The organism is Erwinia sp. L03-1 (assembly GCF_058686115.1).
In genome coordinates this window covers 465,451-484,596 of sequence record NZ_CM178762.1, presented here as the reverse complement: position 1 = coordinate 484,596, position 19,146 = coordinate 465,451, and the positions used below count along the sequence as shown (strand labels likewise).

The 19,146-nt window shown below is 54.1% G+C and carries 22 protein-coding genes; 8 read left to right on the top strand and 14 right to left on the bottom strand.

The features are described 5' to 3' along the window. The 3 genes from folP to rlmE all read right to left on the bottom strand — a co-directional run bounded on the left by folP (position 1) and on the right by rlmE (position 3,694). Positions 1 to 837, bottom strand: a complete 837-nt coding sequence (gene folP / locus AC4PCC_RS02260) for a dihydropteroate synthase (RefSeq protein WP_492126252.1) — start codon at positions 835 to 837, stop codon at positions 1 to 3. 140 nt (positions 838 to 977) lie between these two features. Continuing rightward, positions 978 to 2,888, bottom strand: a complete 1,911-nt coding sequence (gene ftsH / locus AC4PCC_RS02255; RefSeq protein WP_067706010.1) for an ATP-dependent zinc metalloprotease FtsH — start codon at positions 2,886 to 2,888, stop codon at positions 978 to 980. Positions 2,889 to 3,064: 176 nt separating this feature from the next. Beyond that, positions 3,065 to 3,694: a 23S rRNA (uridine(2552)-2'-O)-methyltransferase RlmE gene (rlmE, locus tag AC4PCC_RS02250; protein ID WP_067706007.1), complete on the bottom strand. Its 630-nt coding sequence runs from the start codon at positions 3,692 to 3,694 to the stop codon at positions 3,065 to 3,067. 127 nt (positions 3,695 to 3,821) lie between these two features. Here rlmE and yhbY point away from each other — a divergent pair, with 127 nt between their 5' ends. Then, complete coding sequence (gene yhbY, locus AC4PCC_RS02245) at positions 3,822 to 4,115, top strand: ribosome assembly RNA-binding protein YhbY (RefSeq protein WP_067706003.1); 294 nt, start codon at positions 3,822 to 3,824, stop codon at positions 4,113 to 4,115. Positions 4,116 to 4,239: 124 nt separating this feature from the next. On the opposite strand, the gene greA is transcribed toward yhbY, so the two are convergent. Next, positions 4,240 to 4,716, bottom strand: a complete 477-nt coding sequence (gene greA / locus AC4PCC_RS02240; RefSeq protein ID WP_492126251.1) for a transcription elongation factor GreA — start codon at positions 4,714 to 4,716, stop codon at positions 4,240 to 4,242. A 249-nt stretch (positions 4,717 to 4,965) separates the two neighbouring features. Between greA and dacB the strand changes: the two genes are divergently transcribed. Genes dacB through pmrB form a run of 3 tightly spaced genes read left to right on the top strand, consistent with a single transcriptional unit; the run spans position 4,966 to position 8,119 of the window. After that, positions 4,966 to 6,399, top strand: a complete 1,434-nt coding sequence (gene dacB / locus AC4PCC_RS02235) for a serine-type D-Ala-D-Ala carboxypeptidase (RefSeq protein ID WP_492126250.1) — start codon at positions 4,966 to 4,968, stop codon at positions 6,397 to 6,399. A gap of 5 nt (positions 6,400 to 6,404) precedes the next feature. Further along, on the top strand, positions 6,405 to 7,067 hold the full coding sequence (gene pmrA / locus AC4PCC_RS02230) for a two-component system response regulator PmrA (RefSeq protein ID WP_492126249.1): 663 nt from the start codon (positions 6,405 to 6,407) through the stop codon (positions 7,065 to 7,067). After that, on the top strand, positions 7,064 to 8,119 hold the full coding sequence (pmrB, locus tag AC4PCC_RS02225; RefSeq protein ID WP_492126248.1) for a two-component system sensor histidine kinase PmrB: 1,056 nt from the start codon (positions 7,064 to 7,066) through the stop codon (positions 8,117 to 8,119). The genes pmrA and pmrB overlap by 4 nt, the downstream gene beginning before the upstream one ends. A 43-nt stretch (positions 8,120 to 8,162) precedes the next feature. On the opposite strand, the gene cgtA is transcribed toward pmrB, so the two are convergent. The 3 genes from cgtA to rplU all read right to left on the bottom strand — a co-directional run bounded on the left by cgtA (position 8,163) and on the right by rplU (position 10,241). Further along, positions 8,163 to 9,329, bottom strand: a complete 1,167-nt coding sequence (gene cgtA / locus AC4PCC_RS02220) for an Obg family GTPase CgtA (protein ID WP_492126247.1) — start codon at positions 9,327 to 9,329, stop codon at positions 8,163 to 8,165. A 327-nt stretch (positions 9,330 to 9,656) separates the two neighbouring features. Next, complete coding sequence (gene rpmA, locus AC4PCC_RS02215; RefSeq protein WP_067705989.1) at positions 9,657 to 9,914, bottom strand: 50S ribosomal protein L27; 258 nt, start codon at positions 9,912 to 9,914, stop codon at positions 9,657 to 9,659. A gap of 15 nt (positions 9,915 to 9,929) precedes the next feature. Then, the gene (gene rplU / locus AC4PCC_RS02210; RefSeq protein ID WP_034890465.1) at positions 9,930 to 10,241 is read right to left on the bottom strand and encodes a 50S ribosomal protein L21; all 312 of its coding nucleotides are present in this window, start codon (positions 10,239 to 10,241) and stop codon (positions 9,930 to 9,932) included. A 255-nt stretch (positions 10,242 to 10,496) separates the two neighbouring features. Here rplU and ispB point away from each other — a divergent pair, with 255 nt between their 5' ends. Continuing rightward, positions 10,497 to 11,468 (top strand): octaprenyl diphosphate synthase, encoded by a 972-nt coding sequence (gene ispB, locus AC4PCC_RS02205; protein WP_067705988.1) that lies wholly within the window; start codon positions 10,497 to 10,499, stop codon positions 11,466 to 11,468. A 319-nt stretch (positions 11,469 to 11,787) separates the two neighbouring features. Next, the gene (locus AC4PCC_RS02200) at positions 11,788 to 12,048 is read left to right on the top strand and encodes a helix-turn-helix domain-containing protein (protein ID WP_067705985.1); all 261 of its coding nucleotides are present in this window, start codon (positions 11,788 to 11,790) and stop codon (positions 12,046 to 12,048) included. Between the two features lie 49 nt (positions 12,049 to 12,097). Here AC4PCC_RS02200 and murA read toward each other — a convergent pair whose 3' ends face one another. The 7 genes from murA to mlaF form a co-directional block, all read right to left on the bottom strand. Beyond that, positions 12,098 to 13,363: a UDP-N-acetylglucosamine 1-carboxyvinyltransferase gene (gene murA / locus AC4PCC_RS02195; RefSeq protein ID WP_067705983.1), complete on the bottom strand. Its 1,266-nt coding sequence runs from the start codon at positions 13,361 to 13,363 to the stop codon at positions 12,098 to 12,100. 77 nt (positions 13,364 to 13,440) lie between these two features. Beyond that, positions 13,441 to 13,695 (bottom strand): BolA family iron metabolism protein IbaG, encoded by a 255-nt coding sequence (gene ibaG, locus AC4PCC_RS02190; RefSeq protein WP_345829152.1) that lies wholly within the window; start codon positions 13,693 to 13,695, stop codon positions 13,441 to 13,443. 125 nt (positions 13,696 to 13,820) lie between these two features. Then, positions 13,821 to 14,117, bottom strand: coding sequence for a lipid asymmetry maintenance protein MlaB (gene mlaB, locus AC4PCC_RS02185; RefSeq protein ID WP_492126246.1), 297 nt, complete (start codon positions 14,115 to 14,117; stop codon positions 13,821 to 13,823). Beyond that, on the bottom strand, positions 14,117 to 14,755 hold the full coding sequence (gene mlaC / locus AC4PCC_RS02180; RefSeq protein ID WP_067705976.1) for a phospholipid-binding protein MlaC: 639 nt from the start codon (positions 14,753 to 14,755) through the stop codon (positions 14,117 to 14,119). Before mlaC ends, mlaB begins: the two co-directional genes overlap by 1 nt. An 11-nt stretch (positions 14,756 to 14,766) precedes the next feature. Next, a complete protein-coding gene (gene mlaD, locus AC4PCC_RS02175) occupies positions 14,767 to 15,315 on the bottom strand; it encodes an outer membrane lipid asymmetry maintenance protein MlaD (RefSeq protein ID WP_492126245.1) in 549 nt (182 codons plus the stop codon). A gap of 4 nt (positions 15,316 to 15,319) precedes the next feature. Then, positions 15,320 to 16,102 (bottom strand): lipid asymmetry maintenance ABC transporter permease subunit MlaE, encoded by a 783-nt coding sequence (gene mlaE / locus AC4PCC_RS02170; protein ID WP_345831629.1) that lies wholly within the window; start codon positions 16,100 to 16,102, stop codon positions 15,320 to 15,322. A gap of 7 nt (positions 16,103 to 16,109) precedes the next feature. Then, a complete protein-coding gene (gene mlaF / locus AC4PCC_RS02165) occupies positions 16,110 to 16,922 on the bottom strand; it encodes a phospholipid ABC transporter ATP-binding protein MlaF (RefSeq protein ID WP_492126244.1) in 813 nt (270 codons plus the stop codon). A gap of 229 nt (positions 16,923 to 17,151) precedes the next feature. Between mlaF and AC4PCC_RS02160 the strand changes: the two genes are divergently transcribed. Both AC4PCC_RS02160 and kdsD read left to right on the top strand, forming a co-directional pair. Further along, positions 17,152 to 18,132 (top strand): calcium/sodium antiporter, encoded by a 981-nt coding sequence (locus AC4PCC_RS02160; protein ID WP_067705962.1) that lies wholly within the window; start codon positions 17,152 to 17,154, stop codon positions 18,130 to 18,132. A gap of 14 nt (positions 18,133 to 18,146) precedes the next feature. Then, positions 18,147 to 19,133, top strand: a complete 987-nt coding sequence (kdsD, locus tag AC4PCC_RS02155; RefSeq protein ID WP_492126243.1) for an arabinose-5-phosphate isomerase KdsD — start codon at positions 18,147 to 18,149, stop codon at positions 19,131 to 19,133. Positions 19,134 to 19,146: the final 13 nt, after the last annotated feature.

Here is a 19,146-nt window from a genome sequence, read left to right as displayed (position 1 = left end):
TTAGTCTTCCTTCGCTGACAGTGTTGCTTCGACGACGCGCATCGCTTCAACGGTTTCTTTAACATCATGGACGCGCAGGATCTGCGCCCCCTGCATGGCGGCGATAACCGCACAGGCCAGGCTGCCGGTCAGGCGCTGAGATGGCCCGACGTTTAACAGTTGCCCTATCATGCTTTTCCGCGACATACCGACCAACAGCGGAAGCCCGAAGTGGTGGAAATCAGCCAGGTACGCCAGAAGCTGATAATTATGTGAGAGATTCTTACCGAAACCGAATCCCGGGTCGAGCAGCAGCTGCTCTTTTTTAATCCCTGCCGCTTCACAACGTGCAATCTGCTGGACAAAGAATGCGTCAACGTCCTGAAGCAGATCGCTATATTTTGGTGCCTGCTGCATGGTACCCGGCTCACCCTGCATATGCATCAGACATACCGGTAACCCTGTCTCAGAGGCGGCTTCCAGCGCACCCGGCTCCCTGAGCGAACGGATATCGTTAATGATATGGGCGCCAGCGCGCGCTGATTCACGGATCACCTCAGGCTTTGAGGTATCGACCGAGATCCAGACTTCAAAGCGCTGCGAAATCGCCTCAACCACCGGAATGACGCGCGCCAGCTCCTCATCAACGCTGACCTCATCGGCCCCCGGGCGCGTCGACTCTCCGCCGATATCAATTATTGTCGCGCCGGCATTAATCATCGCATTGGCATGGGTCAGCGCCTGGATAAGCTCATTATGCCTGCCACCGTCTGAGAATGAATCCGGCGTCACATTCAAAATACCCATAACGTGGGGATGTGACAGGTCAAGCACGGAATCCTGGGCGTAAAGCTTCATAGCGGGGAATTCTCCAAACGGGGTGTGATATCGGTATGGCCAATAGCTTAGTGACTGCGAGGATATAAAAAAACCCCGGTCGATGCCGGGGTTTCGCTTTTTTCGAGACTGGGCAGAATTTCTTTGTCGCCCAACTCTGCTTACATCGTGTTGCCTGGATTCGGCGTACGCGGTTCATCAACCGGACGTGGCGCCTTAGGCGTACCGTTGCTGTCAGAATTGTTGGTGCCCGGATCTTCCCAACCTGCTGGCGGACGCACTTCACGTCGGGCCATCAGGTCGTCAATCTGCGGAGCATCAATGGTTTCATACTTCATCAACGCGTCTTTCATTGAGTGAAGAATGTCCATATTTTCGTTCAGTATACGGCGAGCACGCTGGTAATTTCCCTCAACCAGCAGCTTCACTTCCTGATCGATGATACGCGCGGTTTCATCAGACATATGCTTGGCTTTAGCGACTGAACGTCCCAGGAAGACTTCACCTTCTTCCTCCGCGTACAGGAGTGGGCCAAGCTTCTCTGAGAAGCCCCATTGCGTAACCATGTTACGTGCAATTGAGGTCGCTACCTTGATGTCATTAGAGGCACCGGTAGAGACATGCTCAACGCCGTAGATGATCTCTTCAGCCAGACGGCCGCCGTACAGGGTCGAAATCTGGCTTTCCAGCTTCTGACGGCTGGCGCTGATAGCGTCTCCCTCAGGCAGGAAGAACGTCACGCCGAGTGCACGACCGCGAGGAATAATCGTCACTTTGTGAACCGGGTCATGCTCAGGCACCAGGCGGCCAATGATGGCATGGCCTGCTTCGTGGTATGCCGTTGACTCTTTTTGCGATTCCGTCATCACCATAGAGCGACGTTCCGCACCCATCATGATTTTGTCTTTCGCTTTTTCGAACTCAACCATCGAAACAACACGCTTGTTACCACGAGCCGCGAACAGCGCCGCCTCGTTAACAAGGTTTGCCAGATCCGCACCGGAGAAGCCTGGCGTACCACGTGCAATCACTGAGGCATCAATATCTGGCGACAGTGGGACACGGCGCATATGCACTTTCAGAATTTGCTCACGTCCACGCACGTCCGGCAATCCGACCACAACCTGACGGTCAAAGCGTCCTGGACGCAGCAGCGCAGGGTCAAGTACGTCCGGACGGTTAGTTGCCGCAATGACGATAATACCTTCATTACCTTCAAACCCGTCCATCTCTACCAGCATCTGGTTAAGCGTTTGCTCACGTTCATCGTGACCACCGCCCAGACCTGCACCACGCTGACGCCCTACCGCATCGATCTCATCGATAAAGATGATGCAGGGTGCCGCTTTCTTAGCCTGTTCGAACATGTCACGGACGCGGGACGCACCCACACCGACGAACATTTCAACAAAGTCAGAACCGGAAATGGTAAAAAACGGCACTTTCGCTTCACCCGCAATGGCTTTCGCCAGCAGGGTTTTACCGGTACCCGGCGGGCCAACCATCAGCACGCCTTTCGGAATTTTACCGCCGAGTTTCTGGAAGCGGCTCGGCTCGCGCAGGTATTCAACCAGCTCGCTCACTTCTTCTTTCGCTTCGTCACAACCCGCGACATCGGCAAAGGTGGTTTTGATCTGATCTTCCGTTAGCATGCGAGCTTTGCTCTTGCCAAAGGACATCGCGCCCTTTCCGCCGCCGCCCTGCATCTGACGCATGAAGAAGATCCAGACACCAATAAGTAACAGCATTGGGAACCAGGAGATAAAGATCGACGCCAGCAGGCTCGGTTCTTCTGGAGGTTCGCCAACCACTTTTACATTTTTAGTCAACAGGTTATCGAGTAACTTAGGATCGTTGACGGGAATGTAGGTCGTGTATCGGTTACTGTCTTTTTTGGTAACGTTGATTTCACGCCCGTTAATACGAGCCTCGCGAACCTGATCCTGATTAACTTCGGACAGGAAGGTTGAGTAATCAACCCTGCGGCTATTCGACTCGCTGGGCCCAAAGCTCTGGAAGACAGACATCAGCACGACTGCGATGACTAACCAAAGAATCAGGTTTTTCGCCATGTCACTCAAGGGATTAACCTCTTATTACAACTGTGTTAACAGACAGCGTAGGGTACTATATATTCATCATATCTGGAATCACTGCGGTGATGAGCGGTGTCGCTAACTTCAACAACTTACTGATGTAAGCCTGGAGTCGCTCCCCTCTCACCCTGCTGCGCATCCAGCTATTTTGGCTATAGTTTGCGCCCTGTCGCTACAATGTACACTTCACGCGAACGAGAGCGCGAAGCGTCCGGCTTACGAATTTTCACTTTCGTAAACAGGGAGCGAATTTCCCGGAGGTAATCTTCAAAGCCATCTCCCTGAAACACTTTCACTAAAAAACTGCCGTTGGGTGCCAGTACATCTCGACACATTTCCAGTGCAAGCTCAACTAAATACATCGACCGGGGAATATCGACTTCTGGCGTACCGGTCATGTTGGGTGCCATATCCGACATCACAACCTGAACCTTTTTGTCGCCAACGCGTTCCAACAGGGCTTTCAGCACCAGTTCATCACGAAAATCGCCCTGAAGGAAATCGACGCCAACGATAGGATCCATCGGTAGGATATCACAGGCGATGACGCTGCCTTTTGACCCAATCTGCGTTACCACATATTGGGACCATCCCCCAGGCGCCGCGCCTAAATCAACCACGGTCATACCCGGTTTGAACAGTTTGTCACCCTGCTGTATTTCATCAAGTTTAAACCAGGCGCGCGAACGCAACCCTTTTTTCTGCGCCTGAAGCACATATTTATCGCTAAAGTGTTCCTGTAGCCAGCGGCTGGAACTGGCCGAACGCTTTTTACCAGTCATACAATTTCCAACTATGATTCAACGTATGCGATAAATAAACCGCGCAAATCAGCACGCCGATTTGGTGATACACCCGAGATGGCGGTAGAATGACCCGTTTTCAATCCCAATGTAAGTAAAAAATACGATGAATCTGAGTACCAAACAAAAACAGCACCTGAAAGGACTGGCCCATCCACTGAAGCCCGTCGTTATGTTAGGCAACAATGGTCTGACCGAAGGAGTGCTGGCCGAAATCGAACAGGCACTGGAGCACCACGAGCTCATCAAGGTGAAAATCGCCACGGAAGACCGTGAGACGAAAGCCCTTGTGGTTGAAGCGATCGTGCGTGAAACCCGTGCAGCTAACGTACAGGTTATCGGCAAGACGCTGGTGCTGTACCGTCCAACGAAAGAGCGTAAAATCGCTATTCCACGCTGAGGCCATTCGTTAAGCCTTATCGCGGAGGTGCAGAAAGTGCCACGCTCGTCATGTTGATAAAAGGCCGCGATGCGGCCTTTTACCTGTTTTTACATTCCGCCGGGATTATCCAGCGTAGCAGAAATCACAGATAGCTTATCTTCAGGATTTCATACTCGACGTCGCCGCCAGGCGTTTTAATAATAGCAACGTCATCCACTTCTTTGCCAATCAGACCACGAGCCATCGGCGAATTGACAGAAATCAGATTCTCCTTAAAGTTCGCTTCATCGTCGCCAACAATGCGATAGGTTGACTCTTCATCATTGTCCATATTGAGCACGCTCACGGTGGAACCGAAGATGACCCGCCCATTGGCGTTCATTTTGGTGACATCAATAACCTGTGCGTTAGACAGCTTTGCTTCAATTTCCTGGATTCGGCCTTCACAAAAGCCCTGCTCTTCACGCGCAGCATGGTATTCCGCGTTCTCTTTCAAATCGCCATGCTCGCGGGCGTCAGCAATTGAGGCAATAATTCTGGGGCGTTTAATGGTTTTCAGCTCTTCAAGCTCTTCACGCAGTTTTTCTGCGCCCCTTAACGTCATCGGAATCTGATTCATCTCAATACCTCGTAAACTCTGTCCTGTGCAAAATTTCGTCATCCTGACAGGTTGATGCAGAAAAAGCGTTCTGCGGCGCTGGCCACTGAATTACAAACGAAAGAAACCTGGCCCGGAGTATGCTCTGGGCCCGGCAGGTTTTGCATTTTGATACGTATTTTACCCCAGAGTTCCTTATGGGTCATCGTTTACTTTCCACCTTGATGCACCGTAGTATGATGCGCATCACCTGCCAGTAAACGCGAGATTATGCGATTTTCACGAATTGTAACCGGCCTGGCCTGCGCATTTATGCTGAATGCCCACGCAGCCCCGGTCGAAAGCTATACCCAGTATTTACCCGACGGCGCGAACCTGGCGCTGATTGTACAGAAAATCGGCGCACCCTCGCCCTCAATTGACTACCACAGCAAGCAGATGGCCCTGCCTGCCAGTACGATGAAGGTGATAACCGCGCTGGCTGCGCTGTTGCAGCTGGGACCGGATTTCCGTTTTCATACCCAGCTGGAGAGTAAAGGTACCCTTAGCGGCGGTACGCTGCGCGGCGATCTGGTCGCGCGATTCGGCGGCGATCCAACCCTGACGCGTCAGGATCTGCGGAACATGGTTACGGCGCTTAAAAAACAGGGCGTCCAGCATATTCAGGGCAACCTGGTAATTGATACCTCCGTCTTTGCCAGCCATGATAAGGCCCCTGGCTGGCCGTGGAACGATTTGACCCAGTGTTTCAGTGCGCCTCCGGCGGCGGCTATTGTCGATCGCAACTGCTTTTCGGTCTCGCTTTACAGCGCCCCCCGGGCGGGCGATAACGCCTTTATTCGCGTCGCGTCTTATTATCCGGTGAACATGTTCAGCCAGGTCCGTACGCTCGCCAAAGGCTCATCGGAGGCGCAGTACTGCGAGCTGGACGTCGTGCCGGGGGAGCTTAACCGTTTCACGCTCACCGGCTGTATGACGCAGCGGGCGGAACCTCTTCCCCTCGCGTTCGCCATTCAGGACGGTGCCAGCTATGCCGGTGCGTTACTTAAGGCTGAGCTACAACAGGCGGGAATCGACTATTCCGGCCATTTACTCCGTCAGACCCAGGCCACGCCTCCCGCTACCGTTCTGGTTGAAAAGCAGTCAGCACCGCTGCACGACCTGTTAAGGATCATGCTTAAGAAGTCCGACAACATGATTGCTGATACCGTGTTTCGCACCATCGGGCATGAGCGCTTCGGCGTACCTGGCACCTGGCGGGCGGGTTCGGATGCGGTACGTCAGATCCTGCGGCAGAAGGCCAGTGTCGATCTGGGCAACAGCATACAGGTCGATGGCTCGGGTTTGTCACGTCACGACCTGATTTCTCCTGCGACGATGATGCAGGTATTACAGTATATTGCACAAAACGATCAACAGCTGAATTTCATTTCTATGCTGCCGCTCGCAGGCTATGACGGAACCTTGCGCTATCGCGGTGGTCTTCATGAAGCTGGCGTTGACGGCAAGGTTTCAGCCAAAACCGGGTCGCTACAGGGCGTTTATAATCTTGCAGGATTTATGACCACCGCCAGCGGGCAACGCGTGGCATTCGTCCAGTACCTTTCGGGCTATGCCGTTCCGCCGGAGGATCAGCGCCAGCGTCGCATTCCGCTGGTTCGCTTTGAAAGCCGGCTCTATAAGGATGTTTATCAGAATAACTGACGCCAATGAAGCTACTGATTGTTGAAGATGATGCGTTACTGCTGGCGGGACTGGTCCAGGCACTAACCTCAGAGGGTTATGCCGTCGATTCAGCCGTCACCGGTTCGCAGGCCTGCTCACTACTACAGAGCGGTCAGTACAGCCTGATCGTTCTGGATCTGGGCCTGCCGGACCGCGATGGTGGTGACCTGTTGCGTAAGTGGCGTAAAGAGCATATTGACCTGCCCGTGCTGATCCTCACCGCGCGGGATGCGCTTGAAGATCGCGTGGGCGGTTTGGATGCCGGAGCTGATGATTATCTGGTTAAGCCTTTCGCTCTGGTGGAGCTTAAGGCGCGCGTTCGGGCGCTGATTCGACGCTATCAGGGCCGCAGCGACAATCTTTTGCAGCACGGCGATATCTCACTCAACCTCTCTTCGCAGCAGGTATTTATTGAGACCCGCCCGGTAGAAATTACCCCGAAAGAGTTCGCACTGTTGACCAGGATGCTGATGCGTATTGGTCAGACGGTGCACCGGGAAACCCTCCAGCAGGATCTCTACAGCTGGCAGGATGATACCGGCTCAAATACGCTTGAGGTACATATTCATAACCTGCGACGTAAGCTGGGCAAGGATCGGATTAAAACGGTGCGCGGCGTAGGCTACCGACTGGAAGAACGCGCGTGAACAGTATGCGTCGGCGTTTGCTGATCATGCTGGCCCTTATTCTGCTGAGCTGCCAGCTTATGAGCGCGGCCTGGCTGTGGCACGAAAGCCGTGAGCAGATAGGCTTTCTGGTTAATGAGACGTTGTCCGCGCACTCCCGTAATGAGCACGTCGAGCGGGAAATTCGTGAAGCGATTGCATCGCTGCTGCTGCCCTCGGTGGTCATGGTGGGCTTCACCCTGCTGCTCTCATTCTGGGCAATAAGCTGGATAATTCGCCCCCTGCGCGCGCTGCAAACCAGCCTCAGCGAGCGGTCGGCTGACAATCTCTCGCCGCTGCCGCTGTTTTCCGATATGGATGAAATCGTCGCCGTCACCACTGCCCTGAACCAGCTGCTGGGCAGGCTCGACCATACGCTCCAGCAGGAGCGCCTGTTTACTGCTGATGCCGCACATGAGCTGCGTACGCCGCTCGCCGGTCTGCGACTGCATCTGGAGCTGCTGGAGCAGCAGGGTGTCAGGCAGGGGCCCATGCTGGTTGAACGTATCGATCAGCTGATGCACGTTATTGAGCAGTTGCTGATGCTGTCGCGCGCCGGACAGGCGCTGGCAAGCGGCCATTACCAGGTGGTAAACTGGGGAGCCATTTTTGCCCCCTTAGAGCAGGAGATGACAGAAATGCTGGCTCAGCGCCAGCAGAGGCTGGCCCGCTCTGGGGATACCCGTCTGGAAGTCCAGGGAGACGCCGTGCTGTTACGGCTGATGCTGCGTAACCTGCTGGAGAATGCCTCCCGCTACAGCCCGCCGGGCAGCCTTATATCAGTGATCGTACAGCCTGAAAACAGTGGTACACGCGTTACCGTACGTGACGAGGGCCCGGGAATTGAGGCTGAGTCAGCGCAGGATTTGACCCAGGCATTTCGGCGGATGGACCAGCGATACGGCGGCAGTGGGCTTGGGCTGAATATTGTCCAGCGCATCACTCAGATTCATCATGGTGAGCTGCGACTGACCAATCGTAATGACCGCAGCGGCCTGGATGCCGTTTGCTGGCTACCACACACGCTCAATTAGCAGTCCAAATAAAAAGGGACACGGTCTGTGTCCCTTAAGTCGGCTAGTGCTGGTAAATGATTTCGACCCCTTCGTCGTCCTCATCATCCCAGTCATCATCATCGTCTTCTTCAGCTTCCGCTTCTTCAAGCTGCTGACGGTGATAGTCATCCCACATAAATTCGACTTTCTCAGGCTGTTTAGCCTCAAGCTCCGCTTCTTTCGGGTTAGCAACAATAAATGACATCACATCCCAGCAGAGCTCTTTGACCCCAGTGCGGTTAGCGGCGGAGATCAGATAGTATTTGTCAGTCCAGCCCAGCGCGTCTGCAATCGCTTTAGCGCGAGCTTCTGCCTCTGCCTCATCCAGCAGGTCAACTTTATTGAAAACCAGCCAGCGCGGCTTGTTAAACAGCTTGTCACTGTACTTTTCCAGCTCACCCAGAATAATGCGCGCATTTTCTACCGGATCGGATTCGTCAATCGGTGCCAGATCGATGGTGTGCAGCAGCACCCGGCAGCGTTCAAGATGCTTGAGGAAGCGGATACCCAGCCCGGCGCCGTCGGAGGCACCTTCGATCAGGCCAGGGATGTCGGCCAGTACAAAGCTCTTTTCATGGTCCATACGCACCACGCCCAGGCTTGGCACCAGGGTAGTGAACGGATAATCCGCCACTTTAGGTTTCGCGGCTGAAACGGCACGGATAAAGGTAGATTTACCGGCGTTAGGCAGGCCCAGCATACCGACGTCAGCCAGCAGCATCAGCTCCAGCTGGATATCGCGGTTTTCACCTGGGGTACCCATCGTCTTCTGGCGGGGAGAACGGTTAACGGAGGATTTGAAACGGGCGTTGCCCAGGCCGTGCCAGCCGCCTTTAGCGACCATCTGAACCTGACCATGGTGAGTCATATCACCCAGCGTTTCGCCGGTGCCCTGATCGATAATACGCGTCCCAACCGGGACTTTGATGATGATGTCCTTGCCGCGTTTACCGGTACAGTCACGGCTCTGGCCATTCTGACCACGTTCGGCGCGGAAAGATTTCTCAAAGCGATAGTCGATCAGGGTATTGAGGTTTTCATCGGCCTGCATATAGACGTCGCCGCCGTCACCGCCGTCACCGCCGTCCGGACCGCCTTTAGGGATATACTTTTCACGACGGAAGCTGACGCAGCCGTTGCCACCATCGCCCGCAGCAACGAGAATCGTCGCTTCATCAACAAACTTCATTTTACTTCTCCGTAAATCATTCGCCCGGACCGGGGAATAAAGGTGCCGGGGGTGATCCGTCGCGGCCAACAGCGATGTCGCGTGACAGAACAGGGTGACTCCGCCGCAAAAAGTGTCTTTGCGTGGTTACCTGTTCAGGGATCCGCCATAAGACATCGTGCAGCTGAATATAAAGTGTACAGCAAAATAACGTGCTGTGGATCCACGCGCACAACGCACTGAGCCGTGAATTAAAATACAGAATGTAAAAAGCCCCGCAATCATAGCGGGGCTTTTAAATTCGCTGCTGAAACAGGTATCAGATACCCGTTTCAGACTCGAAGAACCTTACTCAGCAACGATGCTGATGTACTTACGGTTGTTCGGGCCTTTAACTTCGAATTTGACCTTGCCGTCTGCAGTTGCAAACAGAGTGTGGTCACGGCCGCAGCCTACGTTAACGCCCGCATGGAACTTGGTGCCACGCTGACGAACGATGATGCTACCTGCCAGAACCGCTTCGCCGCCGAAGCGCTTAACGCCCAGACGTTTTGCGTTGGAATCGCGGCCATTTCGAGTGGAGCCGCCAGCCTTTTTGTGTGCCATTTGTCAGATCTCCTCTTAGGCGCTGATGCCAGTGATCTTCACATCAGTAAACCACTGACGGTGACCCTGCTGCTTACGGTAGTGCTTACGACGGCGAAATTTAACAATCTTAATTTTCTCGCCACGACCGTGAGCAACGATTTCTGCTTTGATCACGCCACCTGAAACTAACGGCGCACCGATAGTCACGTCTTCGCCATTAGCGATCATCAGAACCTGGTCGAACTCAATTGTTTCGCCGGTTGCGATGTCCAGCTTTTCCAGGCGAACGGTCTGACCTTCGCTTACTCGGTGTTGTTTACCACCACTTTGGAAAACCGCGTACATATAAAACTCCGCTCATGCGCTCGCCGTCTTAGTTTCAGGCTGCGCTATAAATATTCACAATAGGGCGCGAATTCTACGCAACTTCGGCAGCGAAGACAAGTGCCTGTTGCAGGGTATTGCAGAAAAAAAACGCAAAGCGAATGCAAACGTTTCACCCCGGTCATTTTCAAGTACAATCTGTTATACATTACATGCCGCAGACACCGGTAAAGACGCCTATCATAGCAGCATACTGAGCAATAGCCGAACAGACTGATGAACTTAGAACAGATAAACGAACTCACCGCGCAGGACATGGCGGACGTCAATGCAATCATACTTGAGCAGTTGAACTCTGAGGTCTCCCTCATTAATCAGCTGGGTTATTACATCATTAGCGGTGGCGGTAAGCGCATCAGGCCGATGATCGCCGTTCTGTCCGCCCGCGCCCTGAATTATACGGGTAAACAGCATGTTACGGTCGCTGCCCTGATTGAATTCATTCATACGGCCACGCTGTTACATGATGATGTGGTCGATGAGTCGGATATGCGCCGGGGCAAAGCGACGGCTAATGCCGCCTTTGGTAATGCGGCCAGCGTGTTGGTAGGGGACTTTATCTATACCCGCGCCTTCCAGATGATGACCAGCCTCGGCTCCCTGCGGGTTTTGGCGCTCATGTCAGAAGCCGTAAACGTGATTGCCGAGGGTGAAGTGTTACAGTTGATGAACTGTAATGACCCCGATATCACGGAAGAGAGCTATATGCGGGTGATTTACAGCAAAACCGCCCGTCTTTTTGAAGCGGCATCCCAATCCTCTGCAATTCTGGCCGATGCGACCCCTGCTCAGGAAAAGGCGCTACAGGATTACGGACGGTTTATCGGAACTGCTTTTCAGCTGATAGACGATCTGCTTGATTACAGTGCTGACGGCCAGACGCTGGGTAAAAACGTGGGAGATGACCTTAGCGAAGGGAAACCTACACTGCCTCTGCTGCACGCCATGCGTAATGGCACACCTGAGCAGGCCGCGATGATTCGTGAGGCTATTGAGCAGGGTAACGGCCGGCATTTACTGGAACCAGTTTTGGAAACTATGCGCCAGTGTGGCTCGCTCGAGTGGACCCGGCAGGCAGCTGAACAGGAAGCCGATAAGGCCATAGCGTCTCTTGAAGCATTGCCTGAGTCTCCGTGGCGTAGCGCGCTTGAAGCCCTGGCCCATATGTCAGTCCAGCGCGAGTTTTAGTCTACTAAGCGCGGTACGCCGCGTTTTTCTTAAGACCTTTTCTTAAATAACTCCCCTCAGCTTTTCCCCCCGCGCCTCTCCAGGGTTTCGTTGCGTGTAAATCATCACCTTTGCTTGCATGAATTTGCGTTGTAATTCACAGTACTTAAAATTCTGGAAGAAACTGGAAATAACAAACTAAAAATTGTTGTAAAGTATCCCTGCTTTTCCATCTTTTGCTCCTGCCTGTTTCGACTTATTAGCATCAGGCAATGAGGAGCAGAGCGGTGACTTTGAGCACAAATACTACTGGAGAACTTCGCGTACACGGAGGATAGCAATGCTTAAAGATAAGAAAGACTGGCACAATGCAGACATCATTGCAGGCTTGCGGAAAAGGGGGACCACACTGGCAAGACTCTCGCGTGAGGCAGGATTGAGCTCATCAACGCTTGCGAATGCACTGTTTCGGCCCTGGCCTAAGGGAGAATGGCTGATAGCGGATGCGCTGGAAATACATCCCGGCGAAATCTGGCCAAGCCGGTATTATGATCCCGTCAGCCAAAGTCTCATCGATCGTAAAAAACGTCTTAGAAATTAAACAGAGGGGGCCGATGATGGCCCCCTGTTAACGTTGTCGCGTTGAGCGATTATTCACTGCTGCCGCTAATGCGCTCGATGTTAGCGCCAAGGGATGAAAGCTTGTCTTCAATATGCTCATACCCGCGATCGATATGATAAATACGATCGACAATTGTCGTTCCGTTCGCGATACAGCCCGCCAGCACCAGACTCGCAGAAGCCCGGAGATCGGTTGCCATAACCTGCGCGCCGGACAGCGTTTCCACGCCGTGGCAGATCAACGTGTTGCTTTCGATTTCAGCGTGTGCACCCATGCGAATAAGCTCAGGGATATGCATGAAACGGTTTTCAAAAATCGTTTCAGTAATCACCCCGGTGCCTTCAGCCACCAGGTTGAGTAAGCTGAACTGGGCCTGCATATCGGTTGGAAAGCCCGGATGCGGCGCGGTACGGAAGGTCACGGCTTTTGGCCGCTGACCGTGCATATCCAGGCTAATCCAGTCTGGCCCCACCTCAATATCGGCCCCTGCCTCACGAAGCTTAGACATGACGGCGTCCAGCGTATCAGGCTGGGCATTGCGACACATTACCTTACCCCCGGAGATCGCCCCAGCGACCAGGAAGGTCCCGGTTTCAATACGGTCAGGCAGAACGCGATAAACGCCGCCGCCAAGACGCTCAACGCCCTCGATGGTGATACGATCGCTACCCGCACCGCTGATTTTTGCGCCCAGCGTATTGAGGAAGTTGGCCGTATCAACGATTTCCGGCTCGCGGGCCGCATTCTCAATAATCGTCGTGCCCGTTGCCAGCGTTGCTGCGCTCATAATGGTGACGGTCGCGCCTACGCTGACCTTATCCATTACGATGTGCGCGCCTTTCAATCGGCCCTCTACCGAAGCTTTAACGTAGCCTTCTTCCAGTTTGATTTCAGCGCCCAGCTGTTCCAGACCCGTAATGTGCAGATCGACCGGACGGGCACCAATGGCACAGCCGCCGGGCAGGGAAACCTGTCCCTGACCAAAGCGGGCCACCAGCGGGCCAAGCGCCCAGATGGACGCCCGCATGGTTTTCACCAGATCATAGGGTGCACAGTAAATATTGACTTCACTGGCATCCAGATGGACCGATCCGTTACGTTCGACCTTCACCCCAAGCTGGCTGAGAAGCTGCATGGTAGTATCAATATCCTTCAGTTTCGGGACATTCTGAATCTCCACCGGCTCTTCAGCCAGCAGAGCGGCGAACAGGATCGGCAGCGCCGCATTTTTAGCGCCGGAGATTGTGACTTCCCCGCTTAAACGGGTGGGACCCTGTACACGAAATTTATCCATTACACCTGCTCTCTTTGTCAGACATTCAGTACTACCCGCCGCATCGCGACCCTGCGCGATGACAACAGCGAGTCAGCTTAAAAACCGTTTAGCTTACGGTCACGCGCCCATTCTTCAGGGGTATAGGTTTTTATGGATACCGCATGAATACGGTTGTCGGCAATAAACTCCATTAACGGCGCATACACCGTCTGCTGTTTTTTTACCCGGCTGAGCTCGCCGAACAGATCACCGACGGCAATAACCTGAAAGTGGCTCCCCTCGCCGGTGACGTGGACTTCCTGAAGCGGCAGCGCGCTCATCAGCACGGCCTGGATTTCGCTATTTTCCATAAGACTTCTTATATTCGATGTTTGAGAAACAGGGCACTATCTTAGTGGAAAGCGGCGCTATCTTAAACAAGCAAAAAAGCCCCTTAAGGCTAAGGGGCTTTGCAGGGTCTGGCTAAAGGGGCTTTTCAGACAGGTGAAACAATGATCTGCTGCAAATTGTAGAGGGTGATTAGCGAATGGAGCTTATCGGTGATCCCGGTAAAGTGCAGAGTATTACCCTGCCCCAAAGCTATCTGCCGCAGGTGAACCAGCAGCGCCAGCCCGGCAGAATCCACGCGGTCCAGTGCTGAAACATCAATGATATCAACCTGCTTCATTACCGACTCCCGCTCTGCCCAGAGCGCCAGCAGCGTTTCACGCTCCAGCTCCCCGGACAGATGCAGCTGCCGTACGGTAACTTGCCAGCTTAATGATTCACGCATTACTGCTGCTTATCCAGAGTGATAGGCTGTTTTGCCGCGGAATTAAGCAGTGTTGTCAGGCCATCAATCCCTTTCTGACGCAGCGTATCGCTCCACTCGTTCTGCTTGGTGGTTATCATGCTCACGCCTTCGGCAATCATGTCGTACGCCTTCCAGTCACCGGTGCGGCTGTTTTTACGCCACTGGAAATCAAGGCGAACCGGCGGGCGTCCGTTGGGATCGATGATCGTCACGCGAATAGCGATGATATTGGCGTCGGCATAAGACTGGGGGGGTGCAATCTGGTAGGTCTGTCCGTGATAAAGGGCCAGCGCCTGACCATACGCCTGCGCCAGATAGTCACCAAAAGCCTTGAAGTAGGCTTCACGCTGGGCTGGCGTGGCTTCTTTGTAATAACGGCCCAGGACTAATGCACCTGCATATTTGATCTGGACGTAAGGCAGAAGCTCTTCACGCACGATTTGACGCAGGTAGTTAGGATCCTGCTTGATTTTTGGCTGCTCGGTTTTGAGACGCGTAAAGGTTTTTGCCGCCGCCTCATTCATTTGCTCGTAGGGATTGGTCTGGTCAGCAGTCGCAGCGCTGGCGATGCCAGGGGCAATAACCAGCATAGCTACCATCAGGAAACGTTTAAACATTACTTATCCTCTTAGGGTTTAGTCGTAGCGGCGGGCGCAGGTTGCGCAGTGGCACCCGGTGCCGCCGATGATGCATCTTTCTTGTCGTTACCGTTGCCGCTCTTATACAAGAACTGGCCAATGAGATCTTCCAGTACCATGGCTGACTTAGTGTCCTGAATGGTACTGCCATCCTTAAGTATAGTCGTTCCCATATCCGGGTCGTCAAAGCCAACGTTCAGTGCCAGGAACTGTTCCCCCAGCAGGCCAGAGGTTCTGATGGCCAGCGAGCTGGTATCCGGCAGCTGATTGTATTTATCTTCAATATCCATGGTCACGCGGGGCGACAGCGTTTTGTCGTCGAGTGAGATATCCGACACGCGTCCAATGACCACGCCACCAATTTTAACCGGCGAGCCGGTTTTCAGGCCCCCGATATTGTCGAAGGTGGCATAGAGGCGCCAGGTTGGCTCATTGCCGAGAGATTTCAGATCGGCCACGCGCAGGCACAGAAACAGTGCCGCGCAGAGCGCCAGCAGCAGGAACGCCCCTACCCAAATTTCGCTTTTTTTCGTTTGCATCGAATCAGTTCCCAAACATCAGTGCCGTAAGCACAAAATCCAAACCGAGTACTGCCAGTGAGGCATGTACCACAGTACGCGTCGTTGCCCGACTGATCCCTTCTGAGGTCGGGATCGCGTCGTAACCGTTGAACAGCGCAATCCACGTCACCGTAAAGGCAAACACGGCGCTTTTAATGACGCAGTTGACGATGTCCGTGCGCACATCAACGGCGTTATGCATCGCTGACCAGAAAAACCCGCTATCAATCCCCTTCCAGCTCACGCCCACGATGGCGCCGCCCATGATGCCGACCGCCACAAATATCAGGGTCAGCAGTGGCATGCTGATAAAGCCTGCCCAGAAACGAGGAGAGATGATTCTGCGTAGCGGGTCGACGGCCATCATCTCCATACTGGATAGCTGCTCCGTCGCTTTCATCAGGCCAATTTCAGCCGTCAGCGCGGAGCCTGCCCGACCCGCGAACAGCAGCGCGGTGACCACCGGCCCCAGTTCACGCAGCAGAGAAAGCGACACCAGCATGCCCAGGCTGCTTTCCGCGCCGTAGGTATTCAGTACCAGATAACCCTGAAGACCCAGAACCATGCCGATAAACAGTCCCGACACCACAATGATAAGCAGTGAAAGTACGCCAATGCTGTAAAGCTGTTTGACTAACAGCGGGGCATGTTTGCGAAAGCGGGGGATCCCCACCAGCGCATGGAAGAGCATCAGTCCGGCGCGACCAAACGAAGCGCAGGTATTGATCCCCTTTCGTCCTGTTGACGCCAGTGCACGTAGTAACATCAATGAATTAACTCCCTGAGCCGGTTAAATCTTGCAGGTAATCCCCTGCCGGGAAGCGAAACGGCACCGGACCATCAGCGATGCCATCAATAAACTGGCGTACGCGGGCGTCCTGATTTCCATGCAGCGCGCTGGCCGTTCCCTGTGCAATCACTTTCTGACCGGCAATGATATAAGCATAGTCGGCGATACTCAGGACTTCCGGCACGTCGTGCGAAACGACGATACAGGTCATCCCCAGCGAATGGTTAAGCTCATCGATCAGCTTGACCAGCACGCCCATGGTAATAGGGTCCTGACCGACAAAAGGCTCATCAAACATAATCAGCTCAGGCTCGAGCGCAATAGCACGCGCCAGCGCCGCGCGTCTGGCCATGCCGCCTGACAGCTCGGAAGGCTTAAGCCATGCCGCGCCGCGTAGCCCTACGGCTTCCAGCTTCATCATCACCGTACTGTGCAGTAGCTGAGGGGGAAGCTGGGTATGCTCACGCAGCGGCCAGGCCACATTATCAAACACGGTCAAATCGGTGAACAGTGCGCCCGACTGAAACAACATACTCATTTTTTTGCGCGCCTCATAAAGGCGTGAGCGTGAGAGGCTGGGTATGTTCTCGCCGTTGAACCAGATCTCTCCGCTATCGGGCCGCAGTTGCCCACCAATTAAACGCAGCAGCGTTGTTTTACCAATGCCTGAGGGACCCATAATGGCAGTAACTTTCCCTTTGGGCACCGTAAGCGAGATGTTATCGAACACCGGCCTATCTCCGCGGGCGAAGCTCACGCCCCGGACATCCACCAAATTCGTCTCCGTCTGGCTCATAGTTACCTCTTATCCTCTCTATCCAGGCACATGTTTACCTCCGATGGTAGCGTATAACCCACCAGGCAGGACACTTTTACAGAAACTTACGGCGAAGACGTGTCTAAAACTGGCATACGTTTTACTTTTTGCCTTCAGACCGTCAAAATCACCGCATTGACTGACGACGCCTTCATTTTCCTCTGTCACGCAAGGCAGCCGACGATTATACCCGATCAAAGGACATTTCATGCTCGTAGCTACCGCACTATTATTTATCGGTTTAGTCCTGCTGGTATATGGTGCAGATCGTCTGGTTTTTAGCGCCGCGATTCTCTGTCGTGCATTGGGTGTTCCCCCTCTGATTATCGGGATGACCGTGGTAGGGATCGGCACTTCCCTTCCCGAGCTGATTGTCGCTTTCTCCGCCTCTACGCACGGTCAGATGGATATTGCCGTTGGCACCGCGATGGGCTCAAATATTACGAACATCCTGCTGATTCTGGGCGGCGCGGCGCTGATTCACCCGCTCACCGTTCACTCAAGGCTGGTGCGCCGCGAGCTTCCCCTGATGCTGTTAGTCACGCTTTTATGCGGCGTGCTGCTGTGCGACAACGCGCTGAGCCGGGGCGACGGGCTGCTGCTGCTGGCGCTGGCCGCCGCCTGGCTGCTGTTTATTATCAAAATTGCCCGCCGCGCCGAACGCGATAACAGTGACTCCCTCACGCGCGAGCAAATTGCCGAGCTGCCGCGCGACGACGCGGGCAACACGGTGGCGTTTCTCTGGCTGGCGGTTGCGTTAATTATCCTGCCTATGTCGACCAGCATGGTGATTGATAATGCGACCGTAATCGCGAACTACTTCGGCATCAGCGAACTGGTTATCGGCCTGACGATAATTTCTGTCGGCACCAGCCTCCCTGAGCTGGCGACGGTGCTTGCCGGTGCGCTGAAAGGCGAAGATGACATTGCGATAGGCAATCTGATCGGATCGAATATCTACAATATTGCCATCGTTCTGGGCGTGCCCGCGCTGATCCATCCTGGAGCAGTTGATACCCAGGCTTTTGCGCGGGATTATTGGGTTATGCTGGGCGTCAGCGCCCTTTTTACACTTTTGTGTCTACAGCGCAGCCGCTGCATTGGAAGAGTCGCAGGTTCGCTGCTGCTCTGCGGCTTTGTTGCCTGGGTCGCCGTGCTTTACTGGCAGCCTGGCGCTACCTTCTGGTAAAAGGATTGTAAACTATGGCACCTCGAACGCTCGATCCGGGCTTTGATTTTCAACAGGCAGGCAGAGATGTCCTGAACATTGAACGTCAGGGACTGGAACAGCTTGATCAGTACATTAACGAAGACTTTACCGAAGCCTGCAAGCGGATCTACAGCTGCCGGGGTAAAGTGGTGATAATGGGCATGGGTAAGTCGGGGCACATTGGTAAAAAGATGGCCGCGACCTTCGCCAGTACCGGAACGCCGGCCTTTTTTGTTCATCCGGCCGAAGCCAGCCATGGCGATCTCGGCATGGTCAGTGCAGGTGACGCCGTCATTGCCATCTCCAACTCGGGCGAATCCTCCGAGATTCTCGCGCTGATCCCGGTACTGAAACGTCTGCACGTTTCACTTATCTGTATCACCAGCCGACCAGAGAGCGCGATGGGCCGTGCTGCCGATATCCATCTCTGTGTTAAAGTACCTAAGGAAGCCTGTCCGCTGGGCCTGGCGCCAACCAGCAGCACCACAGCGACGCTGGTGATGGGAGACGCCCTGGCCGTCGCCCTGCTAAAAGCGCGCGGCTTCACCGCAGAAGATTTTGCGCTCTCCCACCCCGGCGGCACCCTGGGGCGTAAGCTGCTGTTAACCGTTAATGATATTATGCACGCGGGCGATGAGATCCCTCACGTCAGCCGCGACGCCTCCCTGCGCGATGCGCTGCTGGAGATAACGCGCAAAAATATGGGTATGACGGTCGTCTGTAACGATCTGATGAAGATTGAGGGCATCTTTACCGATGGTGACCTGCGGCGGGTCTTTGATATGGGCATTGATATCCAACACGCCAGCATTGCCAGCGTAATGACCTCAGGCGGCATTCGGGTTCGCCCCAATACGCTGGCCGTGGAGGCGCTTAACCTGATGCAGAGCCGTAATATTACCGTCGTGATGGTCGCCGATGGCGATCATTTGCTCGGGGTTGTCCATATGCATGACATGCTGCGTGCCGGCGTTGTCTGACAAGGAATCTGAA